Annotated in this window: 13 protein-coding genes; 4 read left to right on the top strand and 9 right to left on the bottom strand. The window is 54.6% G+C overall.

What is annotated here, in order from left to right:
* Nucleotides 1–96 precede the first annotated feature (96 nt).
* Genes ACA058_RS14730 through ACA058_RS14695 form a run of 8 tightly spaced genes read right to left on the bottom strand, consistent with a single transcriptional unit; the run spans nt 97 to nt 8,713 of the window.
* Nucleotides 97–1,200, bottom strand: a complete 1,104-nt coding sequence (locus tag ACA058_RS14730) for a DegT/DnrJ/EryC1/StrS family aminotransferase (protein ID WP_497639724.1) — start codon at nt 1,198–1,200, stop codon at nt 97–99.
* Nucleotides 1,184–2,425 carry an MFS transporter gene (locus ACA058_RS14725; protein WP_497639723.1) on the bottom strand — a complete coding sequence of 414 codons (1,242 nt, stop codon included), beginning with the start codon at nt 2,423–2,425 and terminating at the stop codon, nt 1,184–1,186. Before ACA058_RS14725 ends, ACA058_RS14730 begins: the two co-directional genes overlap by 17 nt.
* Nucleotides 2,422–4,686, bottom strand: coding sequence for a glycosyl hydrolase family 65 domain-containing protein (locus ACA058_RS14720; RefSeq protein ID WP_497639722.1), 2,265 nt, complete (start codon nt 4,684–4,686; stop codon nt 2,422–2,424). Before ACA058_RS14720 ends, ACA058_RS14725 begins: the two co-directional genes overlap by 4 nt.
* The gene (locus tag ACA058_RS14715; RefSeq protein WP_497639721.1) at nt 4,680–5,729 is read right to left on the bottom strand and encodes an NAD-dependent epimerase/dehydratase family protein; all 1,050 of its coding nucleotides are present in this window, start codon (nt 5,727–5,729) and stop codon (nt 4,680–4,682) included. The genes ACA058_RS14720 and ACA058_RS14715 overlap by 7 nt, the downstream gene beginning before the upstream one ends.
* 20 nt (nt 5,730–5,749) lie before the next feature.
* Entirely contained in the window at nt 5,750–6,400 is a 651-nt protein-coding gene (locus ACA058_RS14710) for an HAD family hydrolase (protein WP_497639720.1), read from the bottom strand.
* A gap of 3 nt (nt 6,401–6,403) precedes the next feature.
* A complete protein-coding gene (locus ACA058_RS14705) occupies nt 6,404–6,898 on the bottom strand; it encodes an adenylyltransferase/cytidyltransferase family protein (RefSeq protein ID WP_497639719.1) in 495 nt (164 codons plus the stop codon).
* Between the two features lie 7 nt (nt 6,899–6,905).
* The gene (locus ACA058_RS14700) at nt 6,906–7,409 is read right to left on the bottom strand and encodes a GNAT family N-acetyltransferase (protein ID WP_497639718.1); all 504 of its coding nucleotides are present in this window, start codon (nt 7,407–7,409) and stop codon (nt 6,906–6,908) included.
* Nucleotides 7,410–7,444: 35 nt separating this feature from the next.
* Nucleotides 7,445–8,713, bottom strand: a complete 1,269-nt coding sequence (locus ACA058_RS14695; RefSeq protein WP_497639717.1) for an aspartate aminotransferase family protein — start codon at nt 8,711–8,713, stop codon at nt 7,445–7,447.
* A 1,280-nt stretch (nt 8,714–9,993) separates the two neighbouring features.
* Here ACA058_RS14695 and efeU point away from each other — a divergent pair.
* From efeU to efeO (ACA058_RS14675), 4 genes are all read left to right on the top strand, one after another.
* Complete coding sequence (gene efeU / locus ACA058_RS14690) at nt 9,994–10,839, top strand: iron uptake transporter permease EfeU (protein WP_497639716.1); 846 nt, start codon at nt 9,994–9,996, stop codon at nt 10,837–10,839.
* 102 nt (nt 10,840–10,941) lie between these two features.
* The gene (gene efeO / locus ACA058_RS14685; protein WP_497639715.1) at nt 10,942–12,126 is read left to right on the top strand and encodes an iron uptake system protein EfeO; all 1,185 of its coding nucleotides are present in this window, start codon (nt 10,942–10,944) and stop codon (nt 12,124–12,126) included.
* A gap of 18 nt (nt 12,127–12,144) precedes the next feature.
* Nucleotides 12,145–13,443 carry an iron uptake transporter deferrochelatase/peroxidase subunit gene (efeB, locus tag ACA058_RS14680; RefSeq protein ID WP_497639714.1) on the top strand — a complete coding sequence of 433 codons (1,299 nt, stop codon included), beginning with the start codon at nt 12,145–12,147 and terminating at the stop codon, nt 13,441–13,443.
* 27 nt (nt 13,444–13,470) lie between these two features.
* Nucleotides 13,471–14,295 carry an iron uptake system protein EfeO gene (gene efeO / locus ACA058_RS14675; protein ID WP_497639713.1) on the top strand — a complete coding sequence of 275 codons (825 nt, stop codon included), beginning with the start codon at nt 13,471–13,473 and terminating at the stop codon, nt 14,293–14,295.
* Nucleotides 14,296–14,435: 140 nt separating this feature from the next.
* Here the strand turns inward: efeO (ACA058_RS14675) and pssA are convergent, their stop codons facing one another.
* Nucleotides 14,436–15,779: a CDP-diacylglycerol--serine O-phosphatidyltransferase gene (gene pssA / locus ACA058_RS14670; RefSeq protein WP_497639712.1), complete on the bottom strand. Its 1,344-nt coding sequence runs from the start codon at nt 15,777–15,779 to the stop codon at nt 14,436–14,438.
* Nucleotides 15,780–15,862 lie beyond the last annotated feature (83 nt).

Below are 15,862 nucleotides of genomic sequence, written 5' to 3'. Positions count from 1 at the left end.
ATTCCCTGGCTCCCGAGTACTGACCTGTCCTGCAGAGCTCTAGCCGTTGTACCTGTGTGGACGCAACGTATTTCACACTGAGCGCGCCCGCAAATGTCATTGCTTCTCCAAGAGCTCAAAGCGTTTTATTGTGCTTACAACCTTTTCAACGTCACTGTCTGTCAAATGATGGTGACAAGGAAGAGTGAGCATTTCTCGGGAAAGGCGCTCGGTATTGGGCAAAACAACCGGAGATTGGCTCTTCAACCAAGCTTCTTGCCAATGAATAGGCGTCGGATAATGAATAGCCGCTTGGATACCATTTTCGGCAAGGAATGTCAGTAACCTGTCTCGTTGCTTCGACTGCACTACATAGTGGTAATAGGACGCGCCAGGTTTACCACCGCCAAGGTCGACGGCCGTCGCACTCCTGCTAAGGGCCGTATCATAGAAAGCAGCGATTTCCACTCTTCGTTTCAACCATTGGTCCAGATATTGGACTTTGATGTTGAGAGCTGACGCCTGGAGTGAATCGAGGCGCGAATTTATTCCGAATAGCACGGATTCATTACGCGTTTCCAACCCGTGATTACGTGCCTTCCTGGCGTATTCGGCAATTTCCGAACGGGTCGTCACCAGCATCCCACCATCTCCCAAGCCACCGAGTGTCTTTAGTGGATGCATGGAGAAGGCTGATGCATCGCCCCGAGTGCCCACTTGGTCCCCGTCGAGAGTAGTGCCGATAGCCTGGGCGCAGTCTTCGATTACCGCCACACCGCGAGAACGACACAAGTCCATTATCACGTCGATGTTCAATGGACGTCCACGCAGGTAAACAGGTATCACTGCTTTCGTCCGGGCATTCATGAGAGGTTCGATGGTATGGACGTTGATGAGTTCGTCATCGCCCACATCTGCTAGAACGGGTTTAGCACCGGCGGCAACTATTGCCCCAACCGTCGCGACAAACGTATTAGCGCAGGTGATGACTTCATCGCCCGGCCCTACTCCAAGAGCCCGCAGCGCGAGGAACAAGGCGTCAGTGCCTGAGTTGAGGGATATAGCATGGGCCCCATTACAGCGCTTGGACATCCATGCTTCAAACTTTACTACTTCCTCGCCCAGTACAAAGTCACCCGTCAACAAAAGCTCCTGCCAACGCTGAAGAATCTGGACTGAAAGATCTTGGGCCTGCTCTAGCACATTATTGCACTTGATCATTTTGAGCACTCCTTGGCATGAACTTAAAGGCCACCAGAACAATTAACAGTGTGCCTACGGCGCTGACGATTGCCGTGAGGGAGAGGGTGTGGGAGTAACCAACCAGCCCGCCGACAATTCCGCTTCCAATATAAATGAAGGGGTGCAGCCCACTGGTAAAGAACGTATCGACTGCGACCACTTTGCCAAGGTCCTTCTCGGGAGACAGTGTCTGCATCGCGGTGGCCCATCCCGTTAACCAGGCCGCTTCGACGATGCCCACGCAGGTCGCCCCCAGTATCGCCATCCAGGACGAGCTTCCCATGCCGAGAAGAGCCATCGCGCCAGCCAGAAGTAAGCCGCAGGCCACGGCTAGACTGATCAGTCGCTCATGGCCGCAAGCAAGAACCGTGATGATAGATCCAATGCACGCGCCGAATCCCGATGCGGCCAGACACAGTCCCCACATTTCCTGGCTAAAGCGATCACTGATGGCATAGGGGGCGACGACAAGAAAAATCGGGAAGCACAGTACGTTCACCACGAGCGTGGCCGCGAAACCCAACGAAAGCATGGAGTTGCCAGTAATAACGGAAATGCCACTGACCGCGTCTCGGATCGACATCCCCTCCTCGAATTCACGGGGCTCCACATCAGGCAACATCACCGTAAAAATGGCGGCACAAAAGAATGTCAGACCATCGATCAATATGCCCCAGACCGGGTCCCAGAAAATAATGAACACACCCAGCGTCGCGGGAAACAGCACAGCGACCAGATTATCGACGAAGTTCATCGCACCATTGCCGGCAACCAGTGCTTGCTTGGGCAGCAGATTGACGAGCAGCACTTGGGCACACGGACGGGATACTCCGATGCCGATACCAAATGTCAGATAAGCAAAAATCAGGCACCACCAGGGCGCACCAGAGACGATCAGCGCCACCGCGACGAGTTGCGCAATACCCCTTGCCGTATCGGTGTAAATCAAAACCTGTTTTGGCGACTTTCGATCCGCCAGCAAACCTCCGGCAAAGGCCCCGATCACGGTTCCTACCCCGACTGCCGCCATGACAAAACCGAATACTTCTACTCCGAATCCTGTCCGAAGAAGCGCTATCGGCAGCGCCGCCAGACAAATAGCATCGCCGGCCATCGAGAGGCTTTGCCCGATAAGCAACTTACGAAAAGAAGAGACGTTTAGCGCATCGGTATAAGGTGAAAAGCGATCGGCAATGGAGATCATAAGTAAATGTCCCTGAGGCCTATGCTTGCGTCCTGGTTTAAGTGCGTATCGAGCTTCATCCCCCCTTTCCTTACTTCCAGCTCTCCTCGACCATGGATCGAGACCTTAAGCCGCTGCCCACGAAAGTAAAGAGTGAAGCTGTATGAGTCCCAATGGGAAGGTAACTGGGGTCGAAAGGACAATCGCCCCTCATTGACATCAAGTCCGGCCAATCCTTCGACAAGTCCTTGCCAAGCGCCGGCATAGGCGGAAAGATGCAATCCGTTGCTGTAATCGGCCACGGGGGTGAAGTCTAGGTTGTAGCGACTCGCTCGTAGCACGAAATCGGCACTAGTTTCCGTCTCGCCCAAATGCGCCGCAACTACTGCATGGGGGCCATAGCTTAGCGAAGACTCGTGCACTGTTCGCGGTTCATAATAGTTAAACGCAGTGCGCTTAACTAAGTCTGAAAATTCCTCGGGAAATAGTGACATGAGTAAAACGATGTCCGCTTGCTTTATCAAACGTGAACCGAAATTTTGCAAATTTTCGGCCTTTTCCCGTTCAGCGTCGTCGACAAACTGAGGGCCATGTTTTTTATTCATTCTGAGGCAAGTGTCCGGCAGGGAAGCATATCCCTCAAACTCCTCAGGGATCGAAACACCCTCGACCATCATCCAGGGCAGGTAGACCTTATCCGCCAGGGTGTGCCACCACTCGATTTCTGCCGCCAGCACCGGTGGGAAACCACAACGCCCTACCAACGAGAGCGCAAGTCTGATGCACCATTTGAGCATATAGTTGGTAAAGAAACTGTTATCCACATGGTAATGGTATTCGTCTGGCCCCATCACCGACTTCAGGACATAGGCTTGCTTTTCCTCCGACCAGTTGAAAGCTGACGCCGCGAACCTCGCACTTTCAACAATTATTTGATATCCCCGTGACTCCATATACGTATCATCACCGGTCGCCCTCCAGTATTTATTCAGTGCATAGCAAACATCCGCCGAGATGTGCAGCACCTCCTTTCCACTCCATTCTCGTCTTAATTCCGGATCGGGGTAGGCCAACACGTAATGTGGCCCGTTCTCGGTGCCCATGTCGTTGGATGCTTCAGGATAACGAACCCCGGCGAAGCCATTGATCTGGGCGAACAATCGTGCCTCCTCTATGAAATCGTGGCGATAGTTGATCAAAGCTTTTGCGATCTCGGGTTCGTTCCAGATCCAGAAAATACACTTATGCAGTTCAGTATCAAAGAAAGTGGCACCAGAATGATAAGTACTAGTTAGTCCTCGTGCCGGTGATATCACACCTTTGCCATCGTTCTTTGAACCGACACCATGTTGCAAGAGTTGAAAAACGGCATATTTTATACCGAGTTCTGCAGGACTGCCTCTTGCGTTGATGATGACATCATGGTCATCCCAAAGCGTATTCCACCTGTCCTCGTGTGCGCTTTGGATGCTAGCCAAGTCGGTTTCGGAGGAAAAACACGCAGCAATCGAATTCAGCTGATCTAGTGTTAGTTTCCAGCACACGGAAAGTTGCTGATGGCCAATGGTCGAAAAATCAAAGGTTATCGAGGCGACGCAGCCACCTTCCTGTTCATTCCAGTAAATAAAAGAACTGGCGACCGGATGGGATCTTACGAAGCGAAGGTTATAGCCCAGTCGCTGTTCTCGCGTCTCCACTATTACACTTAAATCTCCGCCGTCGCAGAAACTCTGTTTAATATCGTAGTAACGGGTAGTCAACCAAGCGGAGGCACCCAGGTACTCATTCAGTGCCGAGTCGTCTATGCCAAAGTCCAACCGCACCCGATGGGGTTTTCCCCGGCCGTCGACCCGACACAATCCTATGTAGGTCGAAACTGCGGTGTCAGCGGGCACCTCAATGAATTGCCTTACCGTCAGTTCGTATTCGACGCCCCCTACGTGCATCCGTTCGGTACTAGTGACGGTTGCCTTGTCGAGCGACAATACAACAGTCGAAGCGCCCTGCATTTGACGGGCGCGCTCGCCTGTATCGACATCATAGAGTCGGATAATCCTCGGCGCCGGCAGTGAGACTATCTCCCGTGAAACTCCGATTCCGGCAGCATAAATACCCCCTACCAACAACTGCGTTCGTTTCGTTCGCACTGATGAGTTGGGTATGTAGGGACGCACCCCCATATGAGCATTGGCCAGTGTTGCCAGGCAGGCTACAAAGGCGGAAGAACTCGAACTGATCTCGACGATCTTCTCTGCCTGTTTTCCATAAGAAATGGTTAGCATGACGAGGTTTCTCCGCAAGGCTTGAAGGACCAATCGTTGTGCTGCATATTTCGAACATTGTGGTAGCGTGTGTCCGAGAGCACATCACCACTGTCTATGAATTTTCCCGACTGCCATTGCTCGCATATCTCCAGGACGGCATCCCGGATCGAATAGACGAACTCGAAGCCGAGTTGCTGCTGGACCCGGCGCGAATCCAAGCGGTATGAGCGAGCATCATCACTGGCGGTGGTGGTGATCGGTATTTTTGTCGAAAAGTATTTGTCGACGATATCTTTTACTTGGTTTGCGATATCGGTGACCGTATGGTTTTCGTAACCGACGTTGATGGCCTGTCCACTAATTGAACTCAGGGACTCTCGTTGGACGAGCATCGTATAGAGTCGGGTGAGATCGCCGATATGGACATTTGGCCGGTATTGGCTGCCTCCGTACACGGTGATTTCGCCGCGCGCAAGCGCGCTGACAGTCAGGATATTTACTGTAAGGTCAAGCCGTTGTCGAGGCGACCACCCGCAGACCGTGGCTGCTCTAACGGCCACTGTCTGGAAGGTTGAATCGGTCAAGTCGAAGAGTATCTTTTCCCCTTGCGCCTTGAATCGATTGTAGTCAGTGATCGGAAGGCAGGCTTGGTTCTCATCGACAAAAGGTTCTGCATTGATCCCGTACACACTCGCAGAAGAAGCATAAATAAAACGCTGGCAACCCAAGAGCTTAGCACTGCCCATTATATGGGGTAGGCAATCGATATTAATTGACTGGCCCAGTTCAGGAGCTGAATTGAAACTCGGGTCATTGGCCACTGCGGCAAGATGGATAACGGTACTGGCGCCCTGCAACGCCTTCTCCAAGACGGGTTTGTCACGCACATCACCCTTGATGAATTCCAGACGAGGGTGGCCTATGAGCAGCTCAAGCCCATTGCAGAAGAACAGTGCATCCAAGACCCTGACTCGATAACCCGCTGCCAGCAGCTTGGGAACCAGTCTAGATCCAATGTAGCCCGCTCCGCCTGTTACAAGAACAATCGATGCATTACTCATATCTATTCCTCCCAGGGTTATTATTGCGGCAACGTAAATTCATCGAGTGATGAAAGTACCGAGACACGAGGATCGTTTGCCCTGGGCTCAGCTCGGTTGCGCCGAATCTGCCAGGCATGGACTCCAAGACCGCACGCGAGATCAGCAGCGTATGGACTATCGTCGATAAGATGAACATCCATTGCAGCCCATGTGCCGATCAACTGCCTTAACAACTCGCCTCGATTCTGATTGGCGGATTGCTGAAAAATTGTCTTGGGTTGTTTTAGTGAGAATGCCGACTGGTGCAAGGCAATATCGAACAAATCAGGGGCGTTTTGCGAAGCCGTATAAAAGATGACTGTCTGCCGGGCGTCGTCAATACGTCGTAGTAGGCGCAATGCATCACTGAAAAGTTCGGTGCCCCCGCACAGACGTTGAAATTCGTTCTGTTTGGAGTCGGCTAACTCACAAGCACTCAATGAGAGGAGCGCGCCATTGCATTGAACGTCTCGCATCAACTCCAAGAGACGTGAAGCGCCTTCAATTCGGGGACGCCCAGCAATGTGATCAATGTACTCTTCATGTGTTAGTTTTGTGCCGCCAAATTTGACGACGGTATTACGCCAGGCCTCGAAATGCGGCGTATTGAGCACTGTACCATCTAGGTCCATTAAAATGAGAGTTGACATTGTTCAGTCTCCCTGCTGAATATTTTTGGACATGACTAATCGCGCAATCCGCGAGGTCGAGTCGAGCACCCCGTTGTCGGTCAGGACCATAAGTCCTCCCGCGCTTTCAACAAGCATTCGTTCTGCCTGTAGCCTTACGTCAGAACCGTCGCTGTAATCAGCCCCTTTGAAGTACATATCAGGCCGCAAGGCCTTGATCATGTATTCGGCTGTCGGCATATTGCTGACAATTACATGATCGCAATAGCGGATGGAGGCAATAAACTCAGCTCGTTTGCAGTCAGGAAAAACCGGTCGATCCGGCCCTTTATTGACAAAACTGTCAGCAGTAATTGATACGAATAAGCGGTCTACCATAGCTCGGGCCCGCTTGAGGTGATAAACATGTCCGGGATGGACTATGTCAAAGCAGCCGTGGCAAAGCCCAACGACGAGACCATTGCTACGGCAATCACTCACGACCTCCTGCAACTCTTCGATGTTATTTAAAACGCCCATGATAGTTTCATTTCCTTGATGTGAGAAATTTCGCCATTATGTTCAAGTGCTCGTAGTCACCCCAATAGTCGGGAATTCTCCCAACTATCTGAAAGCCGTTACTTAGATGAAACTGATAGGCCGCCCGCTCCTTATCTATATTTCCGATATCCAGGCATAAATAGCTTTTACCACGCTCATAAGCATATTTTTCGATTTTCAGATATAACATCGAAGCAATCCCATGGCGCCGATAGTCTCTATCAACGATCAACCAGTCTGCCCAGAGTACCTGCCGGGATGGAATTGGGCCGTCCGCACAACCCATGGTCCCGACAATTAGTCCATCCACAATCGCGACCAAACGAATTCCTTCATGATCAGAATTCATGAGTTCTCTGGAAAACTGGACGTGTGCAGACTTTGTTAGATCCTCTAACGAAGCGATTTGAGTAACCAGGCTCAATAACTCTGGCATGTCGGATTCATTAAAAGGACGGATATAAATACTGTTATTATATTCACTTCCCATGAAACCTTAACCTCTTCAATGCGGAATCCAGGCGCTCACACGCATCCTCGATCATCTTGGGAGTATGGGCAGCCGATAAAGTCACGGGCTCTGGACAAAAACCAAGAGGCATTAGAAATGCCGTACAGATGGTATTCCTTGGACAGAAGGTAAAATAATTTTCTAGCGAACTCTACAGGATAGAACTGTTCTATTTCTTTCATTGTCCGAGGGCGCTCGTAGGCACCAATATGAACGCCGATCCTTCCACCATAACTGTCGAGGTAGCAGGGTATTCGGTGCTTGTTGAAAATATCCCTCAAACCATTTTTTAGTCGAGACTCCAATGCGGCGACATATCGAAATACAGCACCGTCCGCTAAGTGCTCGATAACTGCGAGAGCAGCTGACACCGAGAGATAACGCCCGGTATTGGTACCGCTAATCTGAACAGGCCCTCGGGGCGCGATGATGTCCATGTACTCGGCTCTACCGGCAATTCCGGCGATCGGCATGCCGCATCCAAACGCTTTACCATATGTCGCAATGTCCGGTATGACATCGAAGTCTTTCTGAGCCCCGCCGAGGTTGGCACGAAACCCGGTCAACACTTCATCAAAGATCAGTAAAGCGCCATGTTGACTAGTAAGTGCCCGTAATTCCTGTAGAAACCCATCGTCCGGTCTTATGCAACCAATATTCAAGGACACGGGTTCGAGAATAACAGCTGCTACATTATCCTTGTGTCGTTCAAACGCTATCTGTACGGCAGTTAAATCGTTCCATGGTATTGGAACAGTTAGAATGCCGTATTCCTCTGGAATTCCGACGGTCCCTGATAGACGCTCCAACTCCCCGCTGTCCAGCACTTGACCCGAGCGTGGAGAAGAATCGACATTCCAAGTCAAAGAGTCATTAAGCCCATGGAAGTGCCCCTCAAACTTTAAAATTATAAGTTTGCCAGTTACGGCGCGGGCTATGCGAGTGGCATACATAGTGGCTTCAAGGCCAGAATTGACTAATCGTAATTTCTCTGCGCACGGCACAACAGAGCAAAATTTTTCGCTCAGCAGCCTATGCTTTTCCGTTTCGTACTGTTGAAGAAAGCCTTGCGACATAGAGCGAATTATAGAATCTTTGATAATAGCGCTATCGTGCCCTAAAAGGCACGAACCCCACCCCATTATATAATCATCATGCCACTCTCCGCTGGCGAGTTGAATCCGTGCGCCAGAGGAGTTCTGAATGTGTACTGGGCCGACAACCGACAGATGATTCCAGCCTGACAACACATTTCCTACACTCGTTTCTCTTGGATATTTCATTTCTTCATATCTCCTTCGCGTCGAAAAGGTAAATGAGCAATGAAGTCTGAGTCACCACCATTTATTGGTGGCGCCCCTGCAAACCGGAACGCAATCGCCATCTATAAAATGATCTTTTTATTACAGGATCGCTGTAGCCAGGGACTTTTGTATCAATCAAAACGGCGAGCGACTCCTCTGCATTTTTTTGCATGATGCGATTCAGTCAGACTAGAAATCCGCTTCTATGGCGCAACATGACCCATCCCATTCAAGATGCGTTTTTTGCGTTTCTGTTACGTATTACGGCATCCTCGGCATCTGCGATTGGAATACATTTTCATCATGATCAGACCGTTCAGATTGTGCGATGCCCGCATTCCACCAACCCTGCAAGTCGCTTTCATCGCCGCCTTAAAATCTTCCACTTCATAGCAATACTTAAGAATAAGCTCCGCATTCGAGACAATTTTGGGCATTTGCTTATTATGCTCGTGCGGTTTTATTTTACAATTGAACGACGCCATGAAACTTCCCATACGAATGTGGTCTTTTTCCTACGTGATAGTGGGACAAAACTCTGAAATTTTACGGACGCGTTGCAGCTTTCGATTTTGTTACGCTGTTTCAATAGCTTGGGATGTTTAAAGGATTTCGACAAATCCTGTGTTTTTGTGCACTTTTTTCAAGCGGGTGCTCGCTCGCTAATTACGGCGGGTAGTGCCTGGCAACGTCGAACAGAGTTCACGACGAGTCGTCGTGGCGGTATTGACGTTATTGAAGACGCCTTCAATGGCAAACCCGCGCACAGATATGTGATCAACTCACGCACTCGCCAACCCCACCTGGTTTTCACAGACGTGTAGGCGGTTGTCTATAGAGCAACAGCGCTACCCGAAGCCGGGTGGCAGCATTTTCCAACCAAGGAGTTTTGTCGGGGATGGAGTGGAGCTCGTCAGCGCCGTCGGCTTTAGAGAGGTACTTTTAATGGTGACAGCGACCAAGGCAGCGGACAAGATTGTCGCGGGCGTGGCGGCCGGTGGATCGGTCAAACCTGCCTGACCTGAATCGGTAAGTAACCCGGTTGGGAGCGGGCGGTGCTGCGATCCGACTTGCCCGCGCATGATGTTTGTCCGATAAGACGCCTTCGTCGGCAAGCAACGGAGCCGTTCAAAAGCCCGAAGGCGAGACATCTTCAAGATTGTTCAGCTTAGGTTCAGGTAATTGTCAATCAATCCCATATGGGAATGAGTGTCATTATGTTACAACTTAGCACCCTATCTAATTCCCCACGGTGCTGAATGCTCGTCCCTTTTCTGATCATGCTGCGCGAAGGCATTGAAGCCGCGTTGATCGTTGGCATTATCGCCAGTTACCTCAAGCAGACCGGCCGTGGCCAATGGATGCCCGGGGTGTGGGTCGGGGTTTTCCTCGCCGCCGCCCTCGCGCTCTTGGTGGGCGGTGGCCTGGAATTGGTCAGCGCCGAGTTTCCGCAGAAGCAACAGGAACTGTTTGAAGGCGTGGTCGGCCTGGTGGCGGTCGGCATTCTCAGTTCCATGGTGTTCTGGATGCGCAAAGTCGCGCGTTCGATCAAGCACTCGCTGCACGTTTCCCTCGATAACGCACTTGCCGGGTCCAGGCACCAGTTGATTGCGCTGATCGCCATGGTGTTTTTCGCCGTGGCCCGCGAAGGTCTGGAAACGGTGTTCTTCCTGCTCGCAGTGTTCCAGCAAAGCGCAGGCCCGGCGGCACCGTTGGGTGCCCTTCTCGGTCTGGTGCTGGCCATCGTCGTCGGCTTCCTGATCTACGGCGGCAGCATGCGTCTCAATCTCGGCGCGTTTTTCCGCTGGACCGGTCTGTTCATCCTGGTGGTGGCGGCGGGAATCCTTGCCAACTCGGTGCAGGCGCTGCATGAAGCCGGGCTCTGGAATCACTTGCAGACCGTGCTCTTTGACTTCAGCGCCACGCTGCCAATAGACGGCCCGCTGGGTTCGGTGCTGGCCGGAATGTTCGGTTACCAGGACGCTCCGACCGTCAGCACCCTCGGCGCCTACCTGATTTATCTACTGGTGGCTCTGGCGATGTTCTTCTACCCGGCCCAGAGCTTCTGTAGGAGCGAGCATGCTCGCGATGGTCGTCAACGATAACGCGTAAATCCAGATGCCCAACGGCGCCCTTTGCTTTTTCGCGAGCATGCTCGCTCCTACAGGGTTAGCCCATTCATCCGCTTCCAGTCAGTAAGGGCAACCATGCCAGATCAAACCCCACCCCGAGCCTTGCGCTGGGCCGTAGCCGGTTCAGTGATCGTAATGATCGCCGCCGGCGGCCTGTTCTACTATGCCGCGCAAATGGCCGCGACCAAGCGCCAGGCCAACCATGACCAGGTGCTGGTGACCATCGCCTCCCACAGCTGTGAGCCGAACGCCCTGACGGTGCCGGCTGGACGCGCCAGTTTTCGTATCGTCAACCGCTCTGATCGCGCCGTCGAATGGGAAATTCTTGATGGCGTACTGGTGATCGAGGAACGAGAAAACATCGCGCCCGGGCTGAGCCAGGTGATCAACGCCAACCTGTTGCCCGGCGATTACACGATCACCTGCGGCTTGCTGAGCAACCCACGCGGCACACTGCACGTCACCCCGACGGCGGCGTCCGATGCCGCCGCCAAGGCCCAACCTGCCATGCTGGCTTTTGTGGGACCGCTGTCGGAGTACCGCGTATACCTGAGCAGCCAGGGCTCGGCGCTGATCAAGGCGGTTACTGCCCTTGAGCAAGCCATCGAAGCCAGCGATCTGCCCCAGGCGCAGGCGATGTACCTACCGGCTCGCGCCGCTTATCAGCGCGTGGCGCCCGCCGCTCAACGCCTGGCGCAACTGGACAACGCGATCAACGCCCGTGCCGACTACTTCGAAAAACGCGAACAGGACCCGGGGTTCGTTGGCTTCCATCGCATCGAATATGCGTTGTTCCAACAACGCAACCTCGACGGCCTGGCACCGGTTGCCCAACGCCTGCTGACAGACGTTAGCGCCCTCAAGCAACAGTTACTGGCCCAGTCGCTGGCGCCGGAGCAACTGGTGAACATCATGGTGCGCAATCTCGACAACATCGCCCAAGTGCGCGCCAGCAGTGGCGAAGAAGAGCGCTACAGCCACAGCGACCTCAACGGCTTCGCCGGCAACCTTGACGCCAGCCGCAAGGTCGTCGAGCTACTGCGCCCATTGCTGACCAAGTCCGCCACGCCTCTGCTGGCGAAAATCGACAGGGCTCTTGCCGACCTCGATGCCGAACTCGCCTGTTTCAAGGTCGACGCCGGTTATGCCAGCTACGACAGCGTCAGCGCCGAGCAACGCCAACAGATTGCCGAGAAGGCCAAGGCACTGGCCTCCGCACTCGATGGCATCGATCCCGCCCTTGGCCTTTCCGGCCTGTAAGCAGAAGACGACTTTCAAATGAACGATTCAGAGCAATTCAACCATCAGCGCCGCCGGGTACTGATGGGCATGGGCGCCGCCGGTGTCGCACTGGCCGGTTCGGCATTGAGCTGCCCGGCCATGGCCGCCAGCCCCGCGCAGGTGACCGAGGCGCCGAGTAGCGACCGCACCGAAGACCGTCATGAATTCCATGGCAAACACCAGAGCGGCATCGTCACGCCACGCCCGGCGTCCGGCATGCTGGTAGCGTTTGATGTACTGGCCAGCGATCGCGAGGACCTGGAGCGGCTGTTTCGCACCCTCAACGAACGCATCGCGTTCTTGATGAAGGGCGGTCCGGTGATTCAGGTCGATCCAAAACTGCCACCGGTGGATTCGGGAATTCTGGGGCCGGTGGTCACTCCAGATAACCTGACCATCACCGTGTCAGTGGGCGAATCGCTGTTCGACGAGCGCTTCGGCCTGAGCGACGTCAAACCCAAGCGTTTGATCCGCATGGTCGGCTTCCCCAACGATGCGCTGGATGCCGATTGCTGCCACGGCGACCTGAGCCTGCAGTTCTGCGCCAACACTACCGATACCAACATCCATGCCCTGCGCGACATCGTGAAAAACCTGCCGGACTTGCTCCTGGTGCGCTGGAAGCAGGAAGGCAGCGTGCCGCCCCAGGCCCCGGCCAAACCCGGCGTACCGGCACAGAGCGCACGCAACTTTCTGGGTTTTCGCGACGGTTCGGCCAACCCCGACTCGAGCGATGGCAAAGCCATGAACAGCATCGTCTGGGTCCAGCCCGGCAACGACGAACCGGCCTGGGCAGCCAACGGCAGCTATCAGGCCGTGCGGATCATCCGCAACTTCGTCGAGCGCTGGGATCGCACTCCGCTGCAGGAGCAGGAAAGCATATTCGGCCGGGTCAAAAGTACCGGGGCGCCCATGGGTGGCCAGCATGAAACCGAAGTTCCGGACTACACCAGAGACCCGCAAGGCAAGCTGACCAAGCTCGACGCACATATCCGCCTGGCCAACCCGCGCACCGCCGCGACCCAGGCCAACCTGATCCTGCGCCGGCCATTCAACTACTCCAACGGTGTGAACAAGAACGGGCAACTCGACATGGGGTTGCTCTTCATCTGTTACCAGGCCGACCTGGAGAAAGGCTTCATCACCGTGCAAACCCGACTCAACGGCGAACCGCTGGAGGAATACCTCAAGCCGGTCGGCGGCGGGTACTTCTTCAGCCTGCCGGGTGTGACGGGCGACCAGGATTTCATTGGCCGCTCGCTGCTTGAAGCCACTCAACCCAAAACAACAGCCTGACCACCACACCCCAGACGGAACCGCCCCATGAAAAAGTCGCCACTTGCGTTATTGCTGACCCTAGGCATGCTCAACACCCCGCTTGCGGCATTGGCGGCAACGGCGCCGCTGGAACTGGTGCAGCCGATTTCGGACTACAAGATCTATGTCACCGAACAACTGGATGAACTGGCCAGTCACACCCGGCAATTCACCGAGGCGGTGAAAAAAGGTGACCTGGCGACGGCGAAAAAACTCTACGCCCCGACTCGCGTCTACTACGAGTCGATCGAACCGATCGCCGAGTTGTTCAGTGACCTGGATGCATCGATCGACTCCCGGGTCGATGACCACGAACAAGGCGTGACGGCCGAAGACTTCACCGGTTTTCACCGCATCGAGTACTCACTGTTCTCGCAAAACAGCACCCAAGGCCTGGGTGAACTCGCCGATGGCTTGAACAAGGACGTCGAAGACCTGCAAACCCGCGTCGCCGGCCTGACCTTCCCGCCGGAAAAAGTCGTCGGCGGTGCCGCGGACCTGCTTGAAGAAGTAGCAGCGACAAAGATCTCCGGTGAGGAAGACCGCTACAGCCACACCGACCTCTATGACTTTCAGGGCAATATCGACGGGGCAAAAAAAATCGTCGACCTGTTCCGTGCGCAGATCGAGAAACAGGACGCGGCGTTCGTTGCCAAGGTCGATAAAAACTTCGCCACGGTGAATACCATCCTGGCCAAGTACAAAACTCAGGGCGGCGGTTTCGAGACCTACGACAAGGTGAAGGAAAACGATCGCAAGGCGCTGGTCGGGCCGGTGAATACCCTGGCTGAAGATTTGTCGACGCTGCGGGGCAAGCTTGGGTTGAACTGAGTAATGTAGCGGCCGAACGGGCCTCATCGCGAGCAAGCTCGCTCCCACAGGTTTCTGAGTCGAAGCACAATTACGTGATCGACCTTAAACCCTGTGGGAGCGAGCTTGCTCGCGATGCGTCAGCGGCCGCGCTACAGTTTTTAAAGGATGCGGTAGAGCAACCGCTCAATCCTCACCCTGCTCACCCGCTTGAGAAATTTCGCCACCCCCGCCGGGTAATCCGGCAGGGTTTGCAGGTCCTGATATCGCTCGATGCGCCGGGTGTGCTGGAAAATCTGCGCAAGCTCGGTGCGGCGCGGTTCCAGCAGTTCGTTGTGCGGATCATCGATCAGCAAGGCGTTTTCCAGGTCGAGACGAAACGCCCGCGGGTTGAGGTTGTTGCCGGTCAGCAAGGTGTAGCGCTTATCGACCCACATGCCCTTGAGGTGATAGGTGTTGTCGCCGTCCTTCCACAGGTGCAGGTTCAACTGGCCGCTGTCGATGTTGCGCTGATGGCGCTTGGCGAAGCGGCGCAGGCTGATCTCATAGAGATACGGCAGGGCCGAGATCACCTTGAACGGTTCGCTCGGCGGAATGTAGAAATCGTTGGCGGTCTTGTCACCGACCACGATGTCGATCTTCACACCCCTGGCCAGCGCCCGGTTGATTTCCCGGGTCACGGCCAAGGGCAGGTTGAAGTACGGCGTACAGATGGTCAGCTGCTGCCGGGCGCAGCCGATCAGCTCGCCGATCACCCGGCTCAATGGGTTGTTCTTGCCTACGCCCAGTAACGGGCTGACCGAAAGGCCACCCTTGTCCGTAGTGCCCTCGGTAGTGTCGTAGGCCGCGTGCTTGAGACGGCTACGCAGGTCGCCGATGTCGTTGCGCAGGCTGCGGGTGGTCGGCAGGTTCGGCAGGTCCAGGCGATGCACCGCCTTGGAAGCGACCAGGCCGTGTTGCACCAGGTGATGCATCGAGTCGGCCAGGGCGCGGTTGTGCAGCAGGTGGTAACGGTCGTAGCGGTACTTGTCGAACTGGTGCAGGTAGACGTTGTTCAGGCTCGCACCGCTGTAGATCACGCAGTCATCGATGACAAACCCCTTCAAGTGCAGCACGCCAAACAGCTCGCGGGTCTGCACGGGCACGCCATACACCGGCACGACGCTTTCGTGGGTGCGGGTCATTTCCTGATACCAGGCCGAGTTGCCCGGCTGCTTGCCGGCACCGATCAGCCCGCGCTGGGCGCGCAGCCAGTCAACGACCACCGCCACGTCCAGTTCCGGACGCGCCAGCTTGGCCGCGTGCAAGGCATCGAGAATTTCCTGGCCGGCCTCATCCTGTTGCAGGTACAGCGCAACGATATAGATGCGCTGGGTGGCGCTGGCGATTTTTTCCAGCAGGCAACGACGGAACTCGGCGGCGCCAGAGAGGATGGTGACGGCATCGGCGGTCAGCGGGAAACTGCGCAGTCTGGGCAGCAGGGAGCGTTTGAAAAGCGACGGCATAGGGCTCGCAATGGGTCGAATCCGAAGAACCCGAGAGCTTACACCATGGATGGGTTTGGGTCTTCCCACCACACTGATCGTTC

The organism is Pseudomonas sp. LBUM1649 (assembly GCF_059716155.1).
The sequence above is the reverse complement of the archived record's forward strand: the minus strand, read 5'-3'. Positions and strand labels throughout refer to the sequence as shown.